The sequence below is a fragment of the Nocardioides ginsengisoli genome (genome assembly GCF_039537225.1).
Classification (GTDB): domain Bacteria; phylum Actinomycetota; class Actinomycetes; order Propionibacteriales; family Nocardioidaceae; genus Nocardioides; species Nocardioides ginsengisoli.
In genome coordinates this window covers 84,666-105,862 of the sequence record NZ_BAABAC010000042.1, presented here as the reverse complement: position 1 = coordinate 105,862, position 21,197 = coordinate 84,666, and the positions used below count along the sequence as shown (strand labels likewise).

Below are 21,197 nucleotides of genomic sequence, written 5' to 3'. Positions count from 1 at the left end.
GCCGCGCCGGACGCGCTGCGACCGTCGTCCCACCCGGCGTTTCGGCTCCGAAATCGGGCTGAGGACGACAGTTCTGCCGGGTGAGACCGCACACCCCGGCGACCACCGGCCCTACGCTTGCCCCCGTGCTGACCTGGTGGCGCTCCGACCTGCTGGCGGGCGTGACCGTGACGGCCTACCTGGTCCCCCAGGTCATGGCGTACGCCGAGCTCGCCGGCCTCCCGCCCGAGACCGGGCTCTGGGCCTCGCTCGGCGCACTCGCCCTCTATGCACTCGTCGGGTCGTCACCGGTGCTGTCGGTCGGCCCGGAGTCGACGACGGCGCTGATGACCGCCACCGCGATCGGGGCGGTCGCCGCCGCCCACGCGGCACCGTCGACCTTCGCGACGACGCTCGCGATCATGGTCGCGCTGATCTGCCTGGCCGGCTGGATGACCCGGCTGAGCGTGGTGGCCGAGCTGCTGTCGCGGTCGGTGCTCGTCGGCTACATGGCGGGCATCGCGCTGACCATGATCGTGTCGCAGCTGGGCAACCTCGGCGGCTTCGCGCTGCCGCAGGACGACACCCTGCAGCGTGCCCTGTACGCCGTGCGCCACGTCGGCGAGGCGCACCCGGTGACGCTCGTCCTCGGCCTGGTCACTCTCGTCGCGATGCTGCTCGCGTCGTGGCGCTGGCCGCACGCGCCGGTCGCGCTCGCCGGGATGCTGGGCGCGACGGCGGTGTGTGCGGTCCTCGGCCTGACCGAGCACGGGGTCGGCCTGGTCGGCCACATCCCCGCGGGGCTGCCGGTGCCGGGACTCCCCCACGTCGACGCCGACCTGTTCCAGGCCGCGCTGCTGCCGGCGCTCGGGATCGCGTTCGTGGGCTTCACCGACAACGTCCTCACCGCCCGCGCCTTCGCCGACCGCGGCGACCACCGCGTCGACCCGCACCGCGAGCTGCTCGGCCTGGGTGCCGCCAACCTCGGGTCGGCGCTCCTGCACGGGTTCCCGGTGAGCAGCAGCGGCAGCCGGACGGCGATCGGCGCCGCGGTCGGCGCCCGGACCCGGCTCGCCGGGTGGTTCACCGTCGCCGCCACCGCGATCGCGCTGCTCACGCTGCGGCCGGTCCTGGAGTCGTTCCCGTCGGCCGCGCTCGGCGCCGTCGTCGTCTACGCCGCGCTCCGGCTGATCGAGGTCGGCGAGTTCCGGCGGCTGTGGGCGTTCCGGCGCTCGGAGTTCGCGATCGCCGTCGTGACCGCGGGCGCCGTGGTCGCGATCGGCGTCCTGGACGCGGTGCTCGTCGCGATCGGTCTGTCGATCCTCGACCTGCTGCGCCGTGTCGCGCGCCCGCACGACGCCGTCCTGGGCTTCGTGCCCGGGCTCGCCGGCATGCACGACACGGCCGACTACCCGGGCGCGAGCGTCGTCCCGGGGCTGGTCGTCTATCGCTACGACTCACCGCTCTACTTCGCCAACGCCGAGGACTTCCGCACCCGCGCGCTCGCCGCGGCCTCAACCGCCGCCGCGGGCGGCCCGGTGGCGTGGTTCGTCCTCAACGCGGAGGCGATCTCCGACATCGACTTCACCGCGCTCGCCGCACTGGAGTCGGTCCGCTCGCATCTCGTCGACGACGGGATCGTGTTCGGGATCGCGCGGCTGAAGTACGACCTCCGGGCCGCGCTCGAGCCCTCCGGCTTCGTCGAGCGGGTCGGCGCCGACCTGATCTTCCCGACGCTGCCGACCGCGGTCGAGGCGTTCCACCGCGCCCACCCTGCCTGAGGCGTCGGGACCTTCGGCCCTCGCGGTCGCGACCTCAGCCCCTGACCGCCGTCCCCCGCGGACTGATGGACTCGAGTCATCCGACCAGAGGAGGCGACCACCATGGCCACCATCACCGCCCATCTCCACCACCTCATCGAGCACGACGAGGAGGCCGCCGTCGTCGACACCGCCGCGAGCCGCGCACTGGCGGCGCTGCGGATCGGCTTCGGACTGATCTTCCTGTGGGCGTTCTTCGACAAGCTGCTCGCCCTCGGCTACAGCACCGGCGTCGGCCAGGACGGCACCACCGACCGCTTCGGCCCGGCCGCGTGGATCCACGGCGGCAGCCCCACGAAGGGCTTCCTCGGCTTCGCCGCCGACGGCCCCTTCCGGGCCTTCTGGAACGGACTCGCCGGCACCGCCTTCGCGGACTGGGCCTTCATGCTCGGCCTGCTCGGCATCGGCATCGCCCTCACCTTCGGCATCGGCATGCGGATCGGCACCGTCGCCGGCTTCGTGATGTACGTCCTGATGTGGTCGGTCGTCCTCCCGCCCGCCACCAACCCGGTCCTCGACGACCACGTGCTCGGCGCGATCAGCATGCTGGTCCTCGGCCTCACCGGCGCCGGCGCGACCTGGGGCCTCGGGCACCGGTGGTCGCAGACGGCGTGGGTCCGGCGGTTCCCCGTCCTGCGCTGAGCCGGCCTCAGGCCGCCAGCTCGTGCGCCACCCGGCGCACGGGCTTGCGTGCCAGCGGCGTCGTCCCGACGACCGTCGCGAGGAAGCCGAGGGCCGCCCACAGGATCCACCAGGGGAAGAGGTCCGGCCGGGCGCCGGTGATCACGCTCGAGGCCGGGGCCTGGCCGGGCGTGGGGATGCGGTGTCCGCGGACCAGCAGGCGGTGGGTGTTGACGCCGGTCGGGGTGCAGGTGACGAGGGTGACGAAGTCCTTGCCGGGGACGGCCTTGAGATGGTCGAGCTCGGTCGGCAGGACGCGGCTGATCCGGTCGACCTGGTAGGTGAGCACCTGGTCGAGCACGGTGATGGTGAACCGCTCTCCCCGCCTCGCCTGGTCCAGATGGGTGAACAAGGTGGCGTGGATCAGCCCGGAGTGGCCGGTGATGACGCTGTGGGTGCCCGGGCCGCCGACCGGCAGCGCCGAGCCGAAGAGGTGGCCGAGGCCGCGGTCGAGGGTGGCGGGTGCGGTGCCGTGAAAGATCGGCAGCTGCACGTGGATGGCCGGGAAGCTGAGCACGCCCATCATCCCCTCCGGCCCGAGGTCGAGCGTGTGGAAGTAGCGCCGCGCCTCGCTGCCGGTCGCCGTCTGCTCCCCCTCGGGCCCGGTCGCATACGGGTCGTGCGGCGCTCCCTCCGGCACCGTCTGGTTGAACCGGTGCGCCTTGCGCAGCGCGGCCCTGGTCTCGCCCGGGCTGAGCGACTCGATGGCGTGCACATAGGCGTCGACCTGGCCGGCCTGCGCGCGGTCGGAGAGCCAGGACGCGGCGCTCGGGTAGAGCAGCGTGCCGAGGCCGGCGAGCGCGAGGACGGCGACCAGGATCCGCGAGACGGGCCACGAGAGAAGGGTCCGACGGGGTCGGAGGAACGAGGAGAGCGCCATGGGGGTCCTGGTGACGGAATCGGGGTGGGGTACGACGGACGACGTACCCCACCCCGATCGAGTGGGTCAGTGCTCGGCGCGCCGGCGGCTGACCACCACCGCGCCCGCGGCGAGGATCAGCAGGATGCCGATCACGTAGACGACCGTGCGGCCCGAGCCACCGGTGAACGGCAGCTGGAAGCCCGCGTTGGACGGCACGTTCTTGACGGTGAGGTCGACGCCGACGGCGCTGGTCGCCGCGGTGACGTCGAACTTGATCGGGTCGGCGAGCAGCTCGTAGCCGGTCGGCGCCTTGGTCTCGACCAGCCAGTAGCTCTGGTAGCCCGGGTCGCCGGGGGCGACCGTCGCGCCGTTGGCGTAGTCGGAGTAGCGCAGACCCGAGATCGTCACGGTGCCGTCGGCGGCGACGGTGAACGTGGTGGCGCCGCCCAGGCTGATCGGGTTGGTGCCGGCCTCGGCGTCGGCCTGGCTGGCGTAGACGCTGAAGGACGCACCGGCGAGCGCGGCGCCCTTGTCGTCGGTCTTGAGGACCGTGATCGAGCCCCACTTGGTCGTCACCGGCGGGGTCACGACCGGGCCTCCGGGCTGACCGGGCTGCACGTTGTAGCTGGCCTGGTTGGGGTAGAGCAGCGCGGTGTTGGTGATCTCGCCGACCGCGTTGACCTTGGTGGCGACGGCGACCTTGACCTGCGCGGTGTTGTGGGCGGCCAGGATGGCACGACCGGACGCGGTGAACTCGACGGTCAGGGTGTGGGTCGCGGCGTCGAAGGTCACCGTGTAGTCGGTGCCCTGGGTGATCGCGGTGCCGTCGGACAGGGTGGCCTGGGCGCTGGAGTAGTCGAGCTTGGTGTCGAGCTTGTCGACGATCTTGTAGCCGTCGATGGTGTCGACGTTGGGGATGTCACCGGTGATCGTCCAGGTGACGGTGTCGCCCAGCTTGACCGCGTTGGCGTCCTGCACGGTCTTGGTGACGTTGGTGGTGGCGTTCTTCGGGTAGACGTGGACGTCGTACAGCCAGCCGTCGTGGTTGACCGGGTCGGTCAGCGGGATCGAGACCAGGAAGGGTGCGGACGGCGTGGCGCCGGCCGGCCAGGCCGTCTCCTGCACCAGGTAGAGGCCGAGCGGGAGGCTCGACAGCGAGGCCACGCCGTTGGCGTCGGTGGTGACCGGCGATCCGTTGGCCGCGGCGAGGGTGTAGCCGGCGCCGGTGATCGAGCTCTCGGCGTTGGCCGGGTCGAACTTCTTGCTCAGGGCGTTGGCGTCGGACCAGCCCTGGTTGGTGGTCAGGTCGATCGTGTTGACCTTCTTGATGCTGAAGGTCGCGCCCGGGACCGGCGTCAGGCCGGTGGTGTCGACCTGGGTGCCGTTGTGGGGCAGTCCGGTCGGGCTGTCCGGGGTGGCGAACTTGTGGATGGTCAGCGAGCCGGTCTTCGTCGGGTCGGGCAGCGGGTTGGCAGCCGAGGCGCTGGAGGCCACGCCGAGCAGCGTCAGCACGGCCACGGCGAGGGCGGTGAGGAGCGCCGTGAGGCGTCCGCGGAACTGGTGGGACATGTGTCGATTTCTCCTTCGACGATGCAGGGATGACGCGGTCGGGACGGGCGGGGCTACGGGCGCACGGGCACCTCCGGACGCCTGGCCTCACGGCTCCCGAGGGCGAGGCCGAGGAGGACGGCGAGCGCAAGGACGGCGAGTCCGCCCGCGACCAGAGCGCCGGTCCCGGTACCGCCGGCCGCAGGAAGCACGGCGGCACGGAAGTTGCGGACGACGAGCTCGGGCGCGCCGCCGGTCGCGGTGGCGAGGGTGACGACGTCGGTGCCGGAGCCCGAGCCGAGGGTGACCGATCCGTCGGAGGCGACGGTGAACCGCACCGGCTGCGCGAGCAGCGAGGTGCCGTCCGGCGCCTTGGTCTCGAGCACCCAGTAGCTGCCGGGCGTCAGGCCGGCGATCTTGAACTGTCCCGTCTGACCGGACACCGCGACCACGCCGGGTGAGGCGAGCACCGGCCCCATCGCACCCGCATTGTCGGCGTGCAGCTCCCATGCCGACCCGTTGATGGGTGACCAGGCGCCGTTGGGCTGCTGCGCCTGCTTGAGCAGGTAGACGTCCTGCCGGGTCACCGTGTTGGTCAGCACGCAGGCGATCTGGGCGCCGGCGACCGGCGTGATCGTCAGCGCGTCGGTGAACGTCGCGCCCGTGGGCAGCCCGGACTGCAGGCCGCTCGCGTCGGTGCAGGTGATCTTCTTGCCGTAGCTGGTGAGATCGGTGGTGCCGGCCGCCCGCTCGGTCAGGTAGTAGGTCGTCCCAGCGGTCGCGGTGTAGACACCGGTCGTGCCGGTGCCGGGGTCGACGGTGGCGCCGGAGCCGGAGGTCGTGGCGTTCGTCGTACTGCTGACGACGGTGCCGGTGGCCGAGCCGGTGCGGATGCCGACGGTGAACTCGTCGGTGTCGGCGGCGCGGGCGTTGCCGAGGGTCTTGGTCAGCCTGAGCGTCGGCGGCTTCGCCGTGTTGGTGATCGTGCAGGTGATCTTGGCGCCGGTCGCCGGGACGACGGAGTTGCTGCCGGTGTAGGCGGCGCCGTTGGGCAGGCCGGACGTGGCACCCGTGGCATCGACGCAGGTGAGCGTCGCGTCGTAGCGGCTCAGGTCGGTGACGCCCGCGCCGGACTCGGTGAGGTAGTAGGTCGTCCCCGAACGGCCGACGTAGGCGCCGGTCGTGCCGGTGCCGGCGGTGACCGTCGACCCGCTGCCGGTGGTCGTCGCCGCGCTCGGATCGCTGACGACGGTGCCGGTGCCGGATCCGGTGCGGATCGCGACCGTGAACTGGTCGGCGGTGCGGACCCGGGCGGAGCCGAGCGCCTTGACGAGGGTGATCCGCGGCCAGCGGAACTCGACCGTGCCCGGAGCGCCGGGCACCAGCCCGGTGAGGGTCATGTTGGACGTCGGGCTGTTCGTGTAGCTGCCTTCGACCGCCGAAGTGACGCCGACGGTGATCGTGCACGACGTCTGGTTGAGCGCGAGGTCTCCCCCGGTCACCGTGATCGTGTTGCCGCCGGCGGCGCCGGTCCTCGTCATGGTCGCGCCGGCGAGCTGCGTGCAGGTGCCGCCGAAGGTCGAGCCGGTCAGGGTCAGACCGGCGGGCAGGGTGTCGACGAAGCCCCAGTCGGTCTTGGCCAGCAGGTCGGAGGTGTTGGTGATGGTGAGCGTCAGCGTCGACGTCTGCCCCGGCTCGAGGAGCGCCGGGCTGAACGACTTGTCGACGGCCGGGGTGACGTCGCGGACCTCGACGTTGTCGAAGCCGCCGTCGTTGCCGTTGGTGAGGCCGATCTGGTCGTACATCGCGACGCCGAGCGAGCTGCCGGAGTAGATGAAGGCGGTGTCGGCGCGCAGCCGGCTGACGTAGCCGCTCATCGTCGTGGTGGCGCCGACCGCGCGCGGCCGGTTCACCGTGAACGCCACACGCGAGGCGTCACGGCACGGGTTCATCGGCGAGCCGACGTTGGTGCGCGTCGCGCCGTTGAGGAGCTGGAACTGGTACTGCGGGTCGCTTCCCTGGGCGACCGTGCCGGTGCCCGAGCAGTTGCCGGCCACCGCGTCGACCGCGAAGGTGTAGAAGTGGTTGGGCGTGACCGCGATCTGCTGCTGCGTCTCGAACATCCGCGACGTCGTCTGCCCGGTCGGCAGCGTGTCGCAGGTCGAGGTGTTGCCGACGCTGGTCTGCGTGCACTCGGTGTAGGTCGACACGATGTGGTCGTTGTCACCCCCGCCGACGACCTGCCCCATGGCGCGGGCCAGCGTGCGGATGCCGTTGTAGGACTGGACGCCGGCGACCGGGCTGCACTTGTTGGCCATCGTCTGGCCGCCGACCACGCGACCGGTCGTCGCCCAGTCGGGGCCGCCGCCGTCGTCGGCGTTGAGTCCGTTGGCGTAGGCGAGCACGACGCCGCTGCAGCGCTGGCCCTCGCGCCAGTTGGTGTCGGCGGTGTAGGTCATGCCGCTCGCTCCGGCGTACTGCGGGGCGCCCAGGGTGTTGGCCGTCAGCGACTTGGCGCCGGTGGACGTCGTGCCCATGCCGTTCTCGAAGTCCTCGCGGTAGACGACGATCGGCGGGGCGGGAACGCCCGCGGCCATCGTGCGCAGGCCGGGCGCGAGCGGGGTGGCGAGCCCCTGCTGGTGGGACTGGCCGCCGGGACCGCCGAGCACGGGCGCGGAGCAGAGCAGGAGCACACCGACCGCCCAGCACATGCCGAGGCGGCAGCATCGGATCAACGCGGCGCGCAGGGCGCCGTCGGGTGGGTCGTACATCGAGGTCCTCTGCTTGGGGGGTCGTCGATAGAAGTGACAGCCCGCCCGGGCCGTTCTTACGCGAGAACCCGAAACTCGTCCCGCGTCGGCCTTTTCCGCAGAATCTCGCGCGATTCGCGTCATGAAGACCGTCGTCCGGTGTCTAGCCGGTGGGCCGAGGAGTGCCTGGACCGAAGGACACGGGGAGAGGGAGTGCGAATGCAGCGGGTGCAGCGGGTGCAGCGAGTCGGGATCGGCGTGGTGACGACCGTGATGGTCGTGTCGTCCCTGCTGATGTCAGGAGGAGCCCCGGGAGCCGACGCCGCGCCCCGCGCGCGGGAGGTGGTCGCACGTGCCAACGTGCCGCTGAGCTATCGACCGGCGCCGGGCCTGTTGTTCAACGAGCCCTACGGGCGCGGCGGCCGCAGTCCGTCGACGATCCGCCGGCACGTGCTGCGCAGCATCGACAGCACCCGCCGCGGCGACGTCGTCCAGATGGCCGCGTGGAACGTGCGAGGCCGCTCGTGGGCGCGGGCCATCATCCGCGCGCACCGCCGCGGCGTCGCCGTCCAGGTGATCATGGACCGGAGCAACTGGTCGCGCGAGCACCCCAACCCCGATGCCGCCGCGGTGGCGAAGGTGCTCAAGGGGCGCGAGAACCGGCCGGTGCAGAGCTGGCTGAAGCGGTGTGCGGGCTCGTGTCGCGGCGCCCGCGGCATCCCGCACTCGAAGTTCTTCCTGTTCAGCCGGGTCACCGACCGGGCCTACGTCACGATGTTCGGCTCCAACAACGCCACCGACGTGGCCGCGGAGGACCAGTGGAACGACCTCTACACCTGGGTCGGCAACAAGACCATCTACGACACCTTCCAGGGCATCTTCAACGAGATGTCCCTCGACCGCAGCCAGGGCGCCCGCGGCTACCGGGCCGCCCGCTTCAGCCCGACCCAGGGCGTCGCCTTCTACCCCTATCGAGGCGCGATCCCGAGCGCGGTCGGCGATCCCGACCTGGCCCGGCTCAACCAGATCCGCTGCACCGGCGCCACCGGTGGGACCGGGGCCGGCGGGCACACCCAGATCCGCATCATGCAGACCGCCATCCACGGCGAGCGCGGCAAGACGCTCGCCCGCAAGCTGGTCCGGCTGCGGAAGGCCGGCTGCGACATCCGCGTCGTCTACGCGCTGATGGGCAATGACGTCTACAAGATCCTCGGCGCCGGCCACGTGGCCAAGCTGCAGCTGGCCTATGACCGCGACCGCAACGGCGTCTACGACATCTACCTGCATCTGAAGTCGCTGGCCATCAGCGGCGTCTACCAGGGACGGACCGACGCCCGGGTCGTCTACAACGGCAGCGCCAACTGGAGTGCCGTGCCGCTGGCGAGCGACGAGGTCGTCGGCGAGTTCCGCGACCCGGCGATGACCAACGCCTACCTGCGCTGGACCGACTTCCTCTTCACGCACCGCCCGGGCGGCTGGGGGCCGGTCAACCTGGCGCCGGTGCGGGCCGCATCGGTGGAGGGACGCGTGGTCCCGGTCGACCCGTACGCCCTGATGAAGGCGGAGGGGCTCTAGGTGTACTGACCGGGCACGAGCTCGGACCGGACACGCACAACGCGCACAGCCACCCTGACCGGGGCTTACCCGGCGGGTGGCTGTGCGGTGCTGCTCACTGGCCCGTCAGCCGCCTCTCGGCGGGTGGCCGCTCGCAGCGGCGAAGGGTGAGGCCCGGGGGCATGAGTCGAACCAGCTGACGTCTGCAACCGCCGACGCCCGCCGGGCATTCCCGTCAGCCGGCGGCACCTCGCCGAGCCGCCAGCTCCAGTACGACGAGCGCCATCGCCAGGCCGCCGTCGAGCACCGCCCGGTCGGCGGAGGCCGACGTCCCGTGGGCGGCGAAGGCGGCGGTGTGGTGCGCGGCGCCGGCCGTGTCGTAGCCGATCATCGGCTGGATCGCCGGCACGCGGTGCGAGACGTTTCCCATGTCGGTCGAGGCCCGCGGCGCGCCCGCGCCGTCGACCGGGTCGCGGCCGAGCGAGGCGATGACGGAGGCGTAGAGCTCGGTCAGCTCCGGATCCTGGCGCAGGTCGGCGAAGTCGTTGCCGTACGGCGCCACGCTCAGCTCGGCGCCGGTGGCCACCGCGCCGGCGTCGAGGCAGCGCCGGACCCGCTGCTGGAGGCCGGCCAGCTCGTCGCTCGTCGCCGCGCGCAGCTCGATCCGGGCCAGCGCCTCGGCCGGAATGATGTTCGGCGCGGTCCCGCCGGCATCGATCACGAAGGACACCACCTGGTCGGGCCGGAGCTGCTGGCGCAGCAGGCCCACAGCCTGGTACGCCAGCGCGACCGCGTCGGCCGCGTTGACGCCGTCCCACGGCGCGGCGGCGGCGTGCGAGGGCGCACCGTTGTAGCGGACCTCCCACTGGCACATCGCGTACGACGACAGCCCCACCTCGTCGTCCGCGCCGGCGTGCACCATGAGCGCCGCGTCGACGCCGTCGAAGACGCCGGCCTCGAGCAGCGGGATCTTGCCGCCGAGGGTCTCCTCGCCCGGCGTCCCGACGACCCGGACGACGACGCCCAGCTCCTCGGCCACCGGCGCCAGCGCCAGCGCCGCCGCGACAGAAGCGGCGCCGTTGACGTTGTGACCGCAGGCATGGCCGATGCCGGGCAGCGCGTCGTACTCGACGCACAGCGCGACCACCAGGTCACCCGCCCCGATCGTGGCGAGGAAGGCGGTGTCGAGCCCGGCGATGCCGGTCTCGACGGCGTAGCCGCCGGCGGCGAGCACCGCGGCGATCTTGGCGCAGGAGCGGTGCTCGGCGAACCCCAGCTCGGGCTCGGCATGCAGGCTGTGGCTGAGCTCGACGACCGCGTCGGCCGACCGCGCGAGGGCCTCGTGGATCCGGCCGCGGACGGAGGTCCCGGTCGTCGTCATCGGCCTCACCGGACCTGCGCGAGGAAGGCGCGCGTCCGCGGGTGCTGCGGGTCGCCGAGGACCTGCGCCGGTGGTCCGGACTCGACGACCACGCCGCCGTCCATGAAGACGACGGTGTCGGCGACCTCGCGGGCGAAGCCCATCTCGTGGGTCACCACGACCATGGTCATCCCGCTGTCGGCCAGGCTCCGCATCACGTCGAGCACCTCGCCGACCAGCTCCGGGTCCAGCGCGGAGGTGGGCTCGTCGAACAGCATCAGCGACGGCTCCATCGCCAGCGCGCGGGCGATCGCCACCCGCTGCTGCTGCCCGCCGGACAGCTGCGACGGATAGGCGTTGCCGCGCTGCAGCAGGCCGACCCGCTCGAGCAGCCGCTTGCCGCGCAGTACGGCGTCCTCGCGGCTCACCCCGCCGACGACGGTCGGCGCGAGCGTGAGGTTCTCGAGCACGGTCAGGTGCGGGAACAGGTCGAAGTGCTGGAACACCATGCCGATGCCGGCCCGCTGGCGCAGCACCTCGCGCTCGCGCAGCTCGTGCAGCCGGCCGCCGCTCTCGCGGTAGCCCATGAGTCGGCCCCCGACCTCGATCCGGCCGGCGTCGATCTGCTCCAGGTGGTTGAGGCAGCGCAGGAAGGTCGACTTGCCGGAGCCGGACGGCCCGATCAGGCAGGTCACCTCGCCGGGCCGCACCTCGAGCGAGACGCCCCGCAGGACGGGCACCACGCCGTACGACTTGTGGACGTCGTTCGCGCGCACCATCGGGATCGTGGTCATCGGGACTCCTTGGGCCGGAAGGCGAGGCGGCTGCGCAGCGACAGCCGGCCGGCGGGCGTGTGCCCGCGGGAGAACCGGCGCTCGAGCGCGGACTGCAGGACGGTGAGCAGCGTGGTGACGACGAGGTACCAGACGCTGACGACGATCAGCAGCGGGATCGTCTGGTAGGTCTGGCTGTAGATCGCCTGCGCGGAGTAGAGCAGCTCGTGCATCGCGATGACCGACACGATCGAGGTCATCTTGAGCATCGTGATCGTCTCGTTGCCGGTCGGCGGCACGATCACCCGCATCGCCTGCGGCAGGACGATCTTGCGCATGGTCTGGCGCCGGCTGAGTCCGAGCGCGGCGGCCGCCTGACGCTGGCCGGGCGAGATCGAGGAGATGCCGGAGCGCACGATCTCGGCGAGGTACGCCGCCTCGTTGAGGCCGAGGCCGAGGATCGCCGCGGCGTACGGCGTGATCAGCAGGTTGACGTCGACGACCGCCAGGTCGGGCCCGCCGGGGATCCCGATCGTGAGGTTCGGGAAGATCGCCGAGAGGTTGTACCAGAGGATCACCTGCACCAGCAGCGGCGTGCCGCGGAACAGCCCGACGTAGGCCCATGCGAAGCCGCGCGCGACCGGGTTGTCCGAGAGCCGCATGATCGCGAGCAGGACGCCGAGCACCAGCCCGATCGCCATCGCCACGACGGTGAGCTCGAGCGTGGTGACCAGGCCGCGCAGGATCGGTCCGGCGGTCAGGTTGTCGCCGACGACCGACCACTCCAGACGGGGGTTGGTGGCGAGCGCCCGCGCCAGCCAGACCAGCGCCAGGACGAGGATCGCCCCGGAGATCCAGCGGCCGGGACGTCGTACCGGGACCGCGCGGATCGGCGCCGTCACCGGCGCCCGGGTCTCAGTGACCTGCACCGTCGACCTCCACCTTCGTGACCGCGCCCTGACCGAGGCCGTAGCGGTCGAGGATCGCGCGATAGGTGCCGTCGTCGACGAGCTTCTGCAGCGCGCCCTGCACCGCCCGGGCGAGGTCGGCGGACTCCTTCGGGAACGCCATGCCCGTCGGAGCCGGCTCGGTGCCGTCGTCGATCGAGGTGAACCGGCCCTTGCCGTTCTTCACCTGGGTGGCCGCCGCGACGCTGTCGGTCCAGACGTAGTCGATCCGGCCCGAGCCCATCGCCAGCACCGACCCCGGCACCGACGGGAACATCTGCAGGTCGATCGCCTCGTGGCCCGCCGCCTGGCACGCCTTGCTGGCCTTCTCGCTGAAGCCGACCGTGATCGTGCCGGTCTGGACGCCGACCCGGTGGCCGCAGAGGGCGTCGGGCAGCTGGTCGGTGGTGACCGGGTCGCCCGCCGGGACGACGAGCGCGCCACCGGCGTCGAAGTAGTCGACGAAGGTGACCTCGCGCTGCCGCTCGACGGTGTCGGTCATGCCGGAGACGGCGAGGTCGTAGCGACCGGCCCGCAGCCCCGGGATCAGGCTGTCGAAGCCGGCGCGCTCGAACCGGATCTCGACGCCGAGCTGCTTGCCGATCGCCGCGAGCAGGTCGGGGTCGAGCCCGACGATCGTCTTCTGGTCGTCCGACAGCGTCTCGAAGGGCGGGTACGTCGGGTCGGTCGCGACGGTGAGGTAGCCGCGAGCACGGACGTCGGCGGGCAGCTCCCCGGACGCCGTGCCCGTGCTGTCCGGCGAGGCGTTCTTCGGCGCGCTGACCGCGTCGCAGCCCGCGGCGAGGACGGTGAGGGCGGCGAGCGTCGCGGTGGCGGCGGCCAGGGCCCGCGCTCGGCGCGGGGTGGAGGTCGGGGTCATGGCAGGAACGTATGATCGCGCTCACAGGTCATCCCGAGATCGATGGAATCGATCACCACAGCCTCAGATAGCGATGGAATCGAACGCCTTTAGCGAGCTGGACCTCGCCCTGCTCAACGCGCTCCAGGTCGACCCGCGCGCCGAGTGGAGCCGGATGGCGGCCGCGCTCGGCGTCCAGCCGGCGACCCTGGCCCGGCACTGGGAGGGCATCCGGGCCCGCGGCCTGGCCTGGATCGCGCTCACCGCCGGCCACCGCTACGAGCAGGTGGCGAGCTCGGCGTTCGTCCGGGTGGGGTGCGCGGCCGAGGACCGCGCCGCCCTCACCGAGGCGCTGGCCGAGGAGCCGGAGGCCGCGACCGTGGCCGCGACGATGGGCAGCCACCAGTTCCTGCTCGACGTGCTGGTGCCGGACCTGACGACCCTGCGCGGCTACCTCGACGAACGGCTCCCCCGCCTGCCGGGCGTCCGCGACATCGACTCGCTGCTGATCACCCGGGTCTACCGCGCCGGGACGCAGTGGCGGCTCGGGACCCTCGACCCCGACCAGCTGCGCCACCTCCACCGCGGCCCCGACACCTGGGCCTCACCGTTCGCCGTCGACGACGTCGACCGGGCCCTCATCGCGGAGCTGACCCGTGACGGACGGGCCGGCTGGGCCGCACTCGGCGCCGCCACCGGCATCAGCGCGCCGACCGCGCGGCGGCGGATCACCCGGATGATCCGCGCCGACGTCATCGAGCTGCGCTGCGAGGTCGCCCAGCCGATCGTCGGGCCCGCCGTCCAGGTCACCTTCCTGATGCGGGTGCCGGGCGACCGGCTCGACGCCGCCGGCGGCGTCCTCGGGGCGATGCCGCGCTGCCGCCTGGCCGCCGCGGTGGCCGGCCCGCAGAACCTGCTCGCCACGCTGTGGCTCAGCACCGCAGCCGACATCAACCGCGTCGAGCGCACCGTGCTCGGCCAGGTCCCCGGGCTCGAGGTGCACGACCGGATCGTGCACCTGCGTGCGGTCAAGCGGGTCGGACATGTCCTCGACACCGAGGAGGCGTCGCGGCGCGTCGTCCCCCTCGCGGTGTGGTGAGGAGCCCTCCCTAGGTTCCCCATGCCCGCCCCCACCGACCACCTGGTGTGGATGTGCCCGACGCCTGACGGAGTGGGCCGCACCTATCGTGGTGTCCCCAGCAGCCCGAGGAGGACATCACGATGGCGACGGTCGACAAGGACGCGGCGAAGGCGTTCCAGAAGCGGATGGTCGGCGTCATGAACGACTCCGCCCTCGGCCTGCTGCTCGGCATCGGCGACGAGCTCGGGCTGCTCGACGTCCTCGCGCGCAAGGGGCCGGCCGACCCGGCGACGCTCGCCGCGGCGGCCGGGGTCGACGAGCGCTACCTGCGCGAGTGGCTGGACGGGATCGTCGCGGGCGACGTGGCGACGTACGACCCGGAGAGCGGCCACTACGCGCTGCCGCCCGAGCGCGCGGCCTGCCTCACGCCCGCCGACGGACCGGTCAACCTGGCCCGCAGCCTCAAGATGCTGACCATGCTCGCCGGCGTCGCGCCCGACCTGCAGGACCGGTTCCGCGACGGCGGCGGACTCGGCTACGACCACTACCCGCGCTTCCACGCGATGATGGCCGAGGACGCCGCCGCCACCCACGACGCGGGCCTGCTCGACGTCGTCGTGCCGACGGTGCCCGGGCTGCACGAGCGGCTCACCGCGGGCGCCAGCCTGGCCGACGTCGGCTGCGGGTCGGGGCACGCGATCAACCTGCTGGCGCGGGCCTATCCCGAGAGCCGGTTCGTCGGCTACGACCTCGGCGAGGACGCGATCGAGGCGGCCCGCGCGGAGGCGACCGCGTGGGGGCTGGGCAATGCGCGCTTCGAGGTCCGCGACGTCGCCGAGCTGGGCGAGACGGCGGCGTACGACGTCGTGACCGCGTTCGACGCGATCCACGACCAGGCCTTCCCCGACCGGGTGCTCGCCGGGATCGCCGCGGCGCTGCGCCCGGGCGGCATCTTCCTGATGGTCGACATCAAGGCCCAGTCGCGGGTCGAGGACAACCTGACGCTGCCCTGGGCGACGTACCTGTACACGCTGAGCCTGATGCACTGCATGACGGTGTCCCTCGCCCAGGGCGGCGCCGGCCTCGGCACCGTGTGGGGCCGGCAGACGGCGGTGCGGATGCTCGAGGAGGCCGGCTTCGTCGACGTCCGGGTCGACGAGATCCGGACCGACCCCTTCAACTACTTCTACGTGGCCCGCAAGGCCTGACGCTGCAGCACCCCGCCGACCAGCGCGGCCACCACCGCGAGGACGGCGGCCGCCAGGACGGCGTGGTGCAACCCGTCGACGAACGCCCCCGGGTCGGTGCCGAACGGACCGGACGCGGGCACGAACGTCCCGAGCCAGGCGACGCCCAACGCCAGTCCGGTCTGCCGGAAGGTGTCGTTGGCGCCGGCCGCGAGCCCGCTCTGCTCGGGCGGCAGGGCCGCGAGCGCGAGCGCGCTGCCTGCCGGGTTGAACAGGCCGGTGCCGACGCTGGCGACGAGGAAGCCCGGCAGGATCGACGTCCAGCCGGAGTCGGCGTGGATCGTCAGCGCGAAGGTCGACAGGCCCACCGCGATGAGGAGGAGGCCGACGACGGCCAGGGTGCCGGGCGCGATGCGGGTCATCAGGCCGGCGGTCAGGCCGGAGACGACGAACATCAACGCCGTACCGGGGAGATAGGCGAGGCCGGTCTGCAACGGGCTGAGGCCGACGACATTCTGCAGAAAGAGCGTGAGGTAGAGGAATCCGGCGAAGAAGGACGCCGAGATGCCGAAGACCAGGACCTGCGGCGCCGCGAAGCCGGGACGGCGGAAGTAGGCCGGCGGGACCATCGGGGCGGCCGACCGCCGCTCGATCACGACCAGCGCGATGCCCGCTGCCGCGGCGCCCGCCAGGCAGCCCGCCACCGGCGCGCTTCCCCAGCCCAGCTCGTTGCCCCGCAGCAGCGCGAACACCAGCAGGAAGAGCCCGATCACCAACGCGGTCTGGCCCGGTACGTCGAGCCGCCGCGCCCGCGGGTCGCGGCTCTCCCGGATCCGCCGGGCGAGCGCCAGCGTCACCAGCCCGATCGGCACGTTGATCCAGAAGATCGCCCGCCACCCGACGCCGTCCGTCAGCACCCCGCCGACGAAGGGCCCCACCGCGAACGCCGCGCCGATGCAGGCGCCGTACACCCCGAGGGCCTTGGCGCGCTCCGCCGCGGTCGGCGTCACCTCGGAGATCAGCGCGAGCGCCGTCGCGAACAGCACCGCCGCCCCGACGCCCTGCACCGCCCGCGCCCCCACGAGCGCCCCGATCCCCGGCGCCACCGCGCACGCCCCCGACGCCACCGTGAACAGCCCCATCCCACCCACGAACACGCGCTTGCGCCCGAACCGGTCGGCGATCGCCCCCGCCGACAGGACGACGGCCGCGAGCGGCAGCGTGTAGGCGTCGATCACCCACTGCAACCCCGAGAGCCCCACCTCGAGGCCGTCCGCGATGTCGTTGAGCGCGGTGTTGACCACGCTGATGTCGAGCATCAGCATCACCGTCGCCACACAGGCGACGGCGATGCTGACCGTCCGGTCGGACGCCGGGTCGGGCGCCGGTCCGGCGGTCGTGGCGGATGTGTCGGTCGTGAGCGTCATGCGTCGATGCTCGTGGCCGGTGGTGGGCGGCGAACATCCCAAGCGGGCGGGGAACCGGAGATCCCAGAGGCGAGGGCGGTGTCCCGTTCCCAGAATTCTGGGTGGCGGTCTCTGGCGTCACCGCTAGCCGGCGACCCGGACCCGACAGGCCAGGTGCAGCGCGAACCGGTCGTCGGGGTTGTCGAGGTCGAGGTCGAGCAGCGGCACCAGCCTGCGGATGCGGTAGGTGACCGCATTGGGATGCAGGTGCAGCGTGGCGGCGGCCTTCGTCGGCGAGCGCTGCGCGTCGAGATAGGCCAGCAGGGTCTCCACCCCCTGGGACGCGCGGTCCGGGCCGAGGGCGTCGAGCGGGGCGAGCACCTCGTCGAGCACCTTGCGGCTGGTGGTCGAGGCCGCGAGCTCGGCGAGGACGCGACGGATGCCGGTGCCGTCGAACATCACCGGCCTGCCGGACCGCCGCTTGTCCCGGGCGATGCGGGACGCGACGCGCGCCTCGGTGACCGCCGACCGCAGCCCGTCGACGCCCTCCCACGGACCGCCGATCCCGACGTAGACGGCACCGCCCGCGTCGGGGGTCACCTCGGCGACCAGGTGCTCGACGCCCGCCCGCAGCTCGGCGACGAGCCGATCGAGTCGCGACGCTGTGCTGCCCACGACGAGCAGGTGGCCGGTCACGGCCGCAAGGTGCCAGGAGCCGGCGACATTGCTGAACCGGTGCAGTCCGGCCAGCTCGACCCGGTCGACCAGCCGGCGGCGCTGCGCGAGCCCGTCGGCGTCCGCGGCGTCGAGCTCGCCGAAGTCCAGCCAGGCCGCGCAGTGATGGCCGTCGACGCGGAAGCCGACGCGCCGGGCCTGCTCGACGAGGCTCGGCAGATGACTGGACTCGGCGAAGGCCACCTGCGCCACCAGCTCGGCGCGGGTCTGGGTCTCGGCGAACAGGCGGGTCAGCTCGCGCTGCTTCGCCCGGGCGACGGCCGCGGCGATCGTCGGAAGCGCCAGCTGCGCCGCCTCGTCCGAGGGAACGCGGACGACCCCGATCACCTGGTCGCCGATGACCACCGATCCCGCCGTCCGCCGCTCGGTGGCCTCGTCACCGCGCGCCTCGAGCTCGACCGGCACACCCAGCGCATCCTGCGCGCGGGCCAGCAGCTCGTCGGCGGACGCCGCGTCGTCGGCGACCGCCGCATGGGCAGCGGCGAGACGCTCCAGGACGACGGCCGCGGTGGTCGTGACCAGGCGATCCAGGCGGATGATCAGGCGCGCGATGTCGGTCGTGGCCGGGGTGGCCAGCAGCACGAGCCCGGTGCGCTCCGCCATCCGGCGACAGGTGGACGGCACGTCGCCGTCGCCGACGAACAGCAGCGCCGCGCATTCCTGGGTGGCCGCGAGCCTGGTCGCGACGTCGAGCTCGTACGGCGACGCGTGCTCGGTCGCCCCCGCCGTGAGGACGACGACGCGTCCGCTCTTCTGGTCGGCGACGTCGGCCAGCCGCTCGGCCGCGCGCACCCCCGTCACCGGGCGGCCCGGCGCCGTCCCGGCGACCCAGCCGATGTCGAGGTGGCGGGCGTCGACCAGGTCCTGGGGCGTCGTCACGGCCGCGATTCTGCCGCTCACTGTCGTGCCACGACAAGAGCGACCCGTTCTCTGTCGGGTGACCACATTGATCGTGAGGTGACTCACTTCCAGAATCAGTGCCATGCAACGTGTCCAACAGATCGACCTGGAGACGCTCGACGCCCTCGGCCGAGGCTGTGCCGTGCTCGGCACCGGCGGCGGCGGCGACGTCGGAGCGCCTCTCATCGCGGCGGCGCACGCCATCCGCACGCGCGGCCCGGTCCCCGTCGTCCAGCTGTCCGACCTTCCCGCCGACGGCCTCATCGCACCACTCTCCGGCATCGGCGCTCCCACCGTCGGTGTGGAGATGCTGCCCGGTGAGGGCGAGGCGGTGCGGCTGCGCGCCGAGGCCGAGCGCTTCATGGGCCGCCCGCTGTCGGCGATCATGTCCTCGGAGATCGGCGGCTCGAACGGCGTCGAGCCCGTCCTGTGGGCCTCCCTGCTCGGCCTGCCGATCGTCGACGCCGACGGCATGGGGCGCGCCTTCCCCGAGGTGCAGATGGTGTCGATGAACGTCGCGGGTCTGCCGGTCAACGTCGTGATCGTCGCCGACCTCGTCGGCAATGTCACCACCATCCAGCCGCTCGACGGCGAGTGGTCCGAGCGCATCGCCCGTGCCGCCTGCGTCGCCGGCGGCGCGTCGGCGCTGATGGCCGACTACGTGATCACCGCCGAGCAGGCCGCGGGCGCTGTCATCGAGGGGAGCATCAGCCTCGCGGTCGACCTCGGCCGGGCGACCGTGGGGGCCGCCGACCCGCTGGAGGCCCTGCAGGCACGGCTCGACGCACGCGCCCTCATCACCGGCAAGATCGTCGACATCGAGCGCGAGACCGGCGGCGGCTTCGTCCGGGGATCGGTCGTGATCGAGGAACTCGGCGGGACCGGGCGCCTGATCCGCGTCGAGATCCAGAACGAGAACCTCGTGGTGTTCGAGGACGGCGAGGTGCTGGCCAGCGTGCCGGACCTGATCTCCATCATCGACACCCAAAGTGCCCTCGCCATCTCCACCGAGTCGCTGCGCTACGGGCAGCGCGTGACCGCCCTCGCGTGGCCCTGCCACCCGCTGTGGCGCTCCGAGCGCGGCCTGAGCATCGCCGGCCCCCGCGCCTTCGGCTACGCCATCGACTACACCCCCGTCGAGAAGATTGGAACTCCCGTTGTCTGACGACTTTCGGATCGGAATCGACGTCGGTGGGACCAACACCGACGCCGTCGTACTCGACTCCCACGACCGCATCCGCGCCTGGACCAAGGCGCCCACGACGACCGACGTCTCCTCCGGTATCCACGCGGCGATCTCAGCGGTGTTGGCCGAGCTCGGCGACCAGGCGTCCCACGTCCGCCGCGTCATGCTCGGCACGACCCACGCGACGAACGCGATCCTCGAGCGTCGCGGCCTCGGTCGCGTCGCCGCCGTCCGGATCGGCGCGCCGGCGACGACCTCCGTGCCGCCGCTGACCGGCTGGCCCGCCGACCTGCGAGCGGCCGCCTGCCCGGCTGCCACCGTGGTCCGGGGTGGGTACCTCGTCGACGGCCATCCCCTCGCACCCTTCGACCGGGACGCCGTCGCCGCCTTCCTCGAGTCGGTCGCGGGCGAGATCGACGCGGTCGCGGTGACCGGCATGTTCAGCCCGGCCTTCCGCGACCAGGAGCTCGAGACCGCCGAGATCGCCGCGAAGGTCCTCGGCTCGCACGTCCCGGTGACGATGAGCCACGAGCTCGGCAGTCTCGGGCTCATCGAGCGCGAGAACGCCGCTGTCCTCAACGCCTCCCTGTACGCCGTCGCGGGCGACGTCACCCGCTCGCTCGGCCAGGCGCTCGCCGACCACGGCCTCGACGTCACCTGCTACTTCGCCCAGAACGACGGCACACTGATGGCGGTCGACCACGCCGAGCGCTATCCCGTGCTGACCATCGGCTCCGGCCCGGCGAACTCGATCCGCGGCGCGGCGTACCTCTCGGGCCTGGACGATGCGATCGTCGTCGACGTGGGCGGCACGTCGAGCGACTTCGGCGTCCTGCGCAACGGCTTCCCCCGCGAGTCCGCGCTCGCCGCCAATATCGGCGGCGTCAGCACCAACTTCCGGATGCCCGACGTCCTGGCCGTGGCCATCGGCGGCGGAACGATCCTGTCGGGAACGCCCGAATCCCCCGTCGTCGGCCCGCAGTCCGTCGGCTACCGCATCCGCGAGCGGGGCCTGGTCTTCGGCGGAGACACGCCGACGCTCACCGACGCCGCCGTCGCAGCGGGACGGACCGAGATCGCCGGGCACCGGCTGAGCTCCCGCAAGCACGGCGAGCTCTTCTCGGCCGCACTCCGTGAGTCCGACCGCTGCCTCGCCGACGCGATCGACTCCGTCGCGCTCGGGCGCCACGACAAGTACCTCGTCGCCGTCGGCGGCGGCGCCTTCCTCGTGCCCGACGACCTGGACGGCGCCGCGCGGGTCGTCCGCCCCGACCACGGCCAGGTCGCCAACGCCGTCGGCGCCGCGATCGCGCTGGCCAGCGGCTGGTGGGAGACCATCGTCCCCACCGGCGAAGGCCGTCGCCGAGCGGTCGACGAGGCCTGCGACGTCGCGCGCCAGCGCGCGGTCCACGCGGGCGCGATGCCCGACGGGGTTGAGATCGTCGAGATCGTCGAGGTCCCCCTGTCCTATCTGCCCAAGCCGTCCGTCCGCCTCTCGGTCAAGGCGGCCGGACCGCTGGCCCGGCTCTGAGCGCCCTCCTCCCCGCCCCTCTTCCTTCCCTCACCCTG

General features: G+C 72.6%; 16 protein-coding genes. 7 read left to right on the top strand and 9 right to left on the bottom strand.

Annotated elements, in window-relative coordinates:
* The first annotated feature begins 125 nt into the window (after positions 1 to 125).
* Together AB4880_RS22375 and AB4880_RS22370 are read left to right on the top strand one after the other, a co-directional pair.
* Positions 126 to 1,760: a SulP family inorganic anion transporter gene (locus AB4880_RS22375; RefSeq protein WP_367921435.1), complete on the top strand. Its 1,635-nt coding sequence runs from the start codon at positions 126 to 128 to the stop codon at positions 1,758 to 1,760.
* 102 nt (positions 1,761 to 1,862) lie between these two features.
* Complete coding sequence (locus tag AB4880_RS22370) at positions 1,863 to 2,441, top strand: hypothetical protein (RefSeq protein WP_367921434.1); 579 nt, start codon at positions 1,863 to 1,865, stop codon at positions 2,439 to 2,441.
* Positions 2,442 to 2,448: 7 nt separating this feature from the next.
* On the opposite strand, the gene AB4880_RS22365 is transcribed toward AB4880_RS22370, so the two are convergent.
* The 3 genes from AB4880_RS22365 to AB4880_RS22355 all read right to left on the bottom strand — a co-directional run bounded on the left by AB4880_RS22365 (position 2,449) and on the right by AB4880_RS22355 (position 7,661).
* Entirely contained in the window at positions 2,449 to 3,360 is a 912-nt protein-coding gene (locus AB4880_RS22365) for a class C sortase (RefSeq protein WP_367921433.1), read from the bottom strand.
* A 66-nt stretch (positions 3,361 to 3,426) separates the two neighbouring features.
* Positions 3,427 to 4,911 (bottom strand): SpaH/EbpB family LPXTG-anchored major pilin, encoded by a 1,485-nt coding sequence (locus AB4880_RS22360; RefSeq protein WP_367921432.1) that lies wholly within the window; start codon positions 4,909 to 4,911, stop codon positions 3,427 to 3,429.
* 53 nt (positions 4,912 to 4,964) lie between these two features.
* The gene (locus AB4880_RS22355; RefSeq protein WP_367921431.1) at positions 4,965 to 7,661 is read right to left on the bottom strand and encodes a DUF7933 domain-containing protein; all 2,697 of its coding nucleotides are present in this window, start codon (positions 7,659 to 7,661) and stop codon (positions 4,965 to 4,967) included.
* Positions 7,662 to 7,859: 198 nt separating this feature from the next.
* Here AB4880_RS22355 and AB4880_RS22350 point away from each other — a divergent pair, with 198 nt between their 5' ends.
* Positions 7,860 to 9,215 carry a phospholipase D-like domain-containing protein gene (locus AB4880_RS22350; RefSeq protein WP_367921430.1) on the top strand — a complete coding sequence of 452 codons (1,356 nt, stop codon included), beginning with the start codon at positions 7,860 to 7,862 and terminating at the stop codon, positions 9,213 to 9,215.
* A 214-nt stretch (positions 9,216 to 9,429) separates the two neighbouring features.
* On the opposite strand, the gene AB4880_RS22345 is transcribed toward AB4880_RS22350, so the two are convergent.
* From AB4880_RS22345 to AB4880_RS22330, 4 genes are read right to left on the bottom strand one after another with little or no spacing between them, the layout of a single operon-like run.
* Positions 9,430 to 10,575 (bottom strand): amidohydrolase, encoded by a 1,146-nt coding sequence (locus tag AB4880_RS22345; RefSeq protein ID WP_367921429.1) that lies wholly within the window; start codon positions 10,573 to 10,575, stop codon positions 9,430 to 9,432.
* A 5-nt stretch (positions 10,576 to 10,580) separates the two neighbouring features.
* Complete coding sequence (locus AB4880_RS22340) at positions 10,581 to 11,348, bottom strand: amino acid ABC transporter ATP-binding protein (RefSeq protein WP_367921428.1); 768 nt, start codon at positions 11,346 to 11,348, stop codon at positions 10,581 to 10,583.
* Positions 11,345 to 12,256: an amino acid ABC transporter permease gene (locus AB4880_RS22335; RefSeq protein ID WP_367921427.1), complete on the bottom strand. Its 912-nt coding sequence runs from the start codon at positions 12,254 to 12,256 to the stop codon at positions 11,345 to 11,347. The genes AB4880_RS22340 and AB4880_RS22335 overlap by 4 nt, the downstream gene beginning before the upstream one ends.
* Positions 12,243 to 13,154, bottom strand: a complete 912-nt coding sequence (locus AB4880_RS22330) for an ABC transporter substrate-binding protein (RefSeq protein WP_367921426.1) — start codon at positions 13,152 to 13,154, stop codon at positions 12,243 to 12,245. Before AB4880_RS22330 ends, AB4880_RS22335 begins: the two co-directional genes overlap by 14 nt.
* 73 nt (positions 13,155 to 13,227) lie before the next feature.
* On the opposite strand from AB4880_RS22330, the gene AB4880_RS22325 reads away from it, so the two are divergent.
* A complete protein-coding gene (locus AB4880_RS22325; protein WP_367921425.1) occupies positions 13,228 to 14,232 on the top strand; it encodes an AsnC family transcriptional regulator in 1,005 nt (334 codons plus the stop codon).
* 122 nt (positions 14,233 to 14,354) lie between these two features.
* On the top strand, positions 14,355 to 15,422 hold the full coding sequence (locus AB4880_RS22320; protein WP_367921424.1) for a class I SAM-dependent methyltransferase: 1,068 nt from the start codon (positions 14,355 to 14,357) through the stop codon (positions 15,420 to 15,422).
* Here the strand turns inward: AB4880_RS22320 and AB4880_RS22315 are convergent.
* Both AB4880_RS22315 and AB4880_RS22310 read right to left on the bottom strand, forming a co-directional pair.
* Complete coding sequence (locus tag AB4880_RS22315) at positions 15,401 to 16,828, bottom strand: MFS transporter (RefSeq protein ID WP_367921423.1); 1,428 nt, start codon at positions 16,826 to 16,828, stop codon at positions 15,401 to 15,403. The two genes, AB4880_RS22320 and AB4880_RS22315, sit on opposite strands and share 22 nt — an antisense overlap.
* A gap of 123 nt (positions 16,829 to 16,951) precedes the next feature.
* Positions 16,952 to 18,421, bottom strand: coding sequence for a PucR family transcriptional regulator (locus tag AB4880_RS22310; protein WP_367921422.1), 1,470 nt, complete (start codon positions 18,419 to 18,421; stop codon positions 16,952 to 16,954).
* 103 nt (positions 18,422 to 18,524) lie between these two features.
* Here AB4880_RS22310 and AB4880_RS22305 point away from each other — a divergent pair, with 103 nt between their 5' ends.
* Positions 18,525 to 19,607 (top strand): S-methyl thiohydantoin desulfurase family protein, encoded by a 1,083-nt coding sequence (locus AB4880_RS22305; protein WP_367921421.1) that lies wholly within the window; start codon positions 18,525 to 18,527, stop codon positions 19,605 to 19,607.
* On the top strand, positions 19,600 to 21,159 hold the full coding sequence (locus AB4880_RS22300; RefSeq protein ID WP_367921420.1) for a hydantoinase/oxoprolinase N-terminal domain-containing protein: 1,560 nt from the start codon (positions 19,600 to 19,602) through the stop codon (positions 21,157 to 21,159). The genes AB4880_RS22305 and AB4880_RS22300 overlap by 8 nt, the downstream gene beginning before the upstream one ends.
* The last annotated feature ends 38 nt before the right edge of the window (positions 21,160 to 21,197 follow it).

Excerpts from the sequence above, each read along its gene's own strand:
- AB4880_RS22370 (WP_367921434.1), top strand. The coding sequence starts at position 1,863 with ATGGCCACCATCACCGCCCATCTCCACCACCTCATCGAGCACGACGAG.
- AB4880_RS22365 (WP_367921433.1), bottom strand. The coding sequence starts at position 3,360 with ATGGCGCTCTCCTCGTTCCTCCGACCCCGTCGGACCCTTCTCTCGTGG.
- AB4880_RS22360 (WP_367921432.1), bottom strand. The coding sequence starts at position 4,911 with ATGTCCCACCAGTTCCGCGGACGCCTCACGGCGCTCCTCACCGCCCTC.
- AB4880_RS22355 (WP_367921431.1), bottom strand. The coding sequence starts at position 7,661 with ATGTACGACCCACCCGACGGCGCCCTGCGCGCCGCGTTGATCCGATGC.
- AB4880_RS22350 (WP_367921430.1), top strand. The coding sequence starts at position 7,860 with ATGCAGCGGGTGCAGCGGGTGCAGCGAGTCGGGATCGGCGTGGTGACG.
- AB4880_RS22345 (WP_367921429.1), bottom strand. The coding sequence starts at position 10,575 with ATGACGACGACCGGGACCTCCGTCCGCGGCCGGATCCACGAGGCCCTC.
- AB4880_RS22340 (WP_367921428.1), bottom strand. The coding sequence starts at position 11,348 with ATGACCACGATCCCGATGGTGCGCGCGAACGACGTCCACAAGTCGTAC.
- AB4880_RS22330 (WP_367921426.1), bottom strand. The coding sequence starts at position 13,154 with ATGACCCCGACCTCCACCCCGCGCCGAGCGCGGGCCCTGGCCGCCGCC.
- AB4880_RS22325 (WP_367921425.1), top strand. The coding sequence starts at position 13,228 with ATGGAATCGAACGCCTTTAGCGAGCTGGACCTCGCCCTGCTCAACGCG.
- AB4880_RS22320 (WP_367921424.1), top strand. The coding sequence starts at position 14,355 with ATGGCGACGGTCGACAAGGACGCGGCGAAGGCGTTCCAGAAGCGGATG.
- AB4880_RS22315 (WP_367921423.1), bottom strand. The coding sequence starts at position 16,828 with ATGACGCTCACGACCGACACATCCGCCACGACCGCCGGACCGGCGCCC.
- AB4880_RS22305 (WP_367921421.1), top strand. The coding sequence starts at position 18,525 with ATGCAACGTGTCCAACAGATCGACCTGGAGACGCTCGACGCCCTCGGC.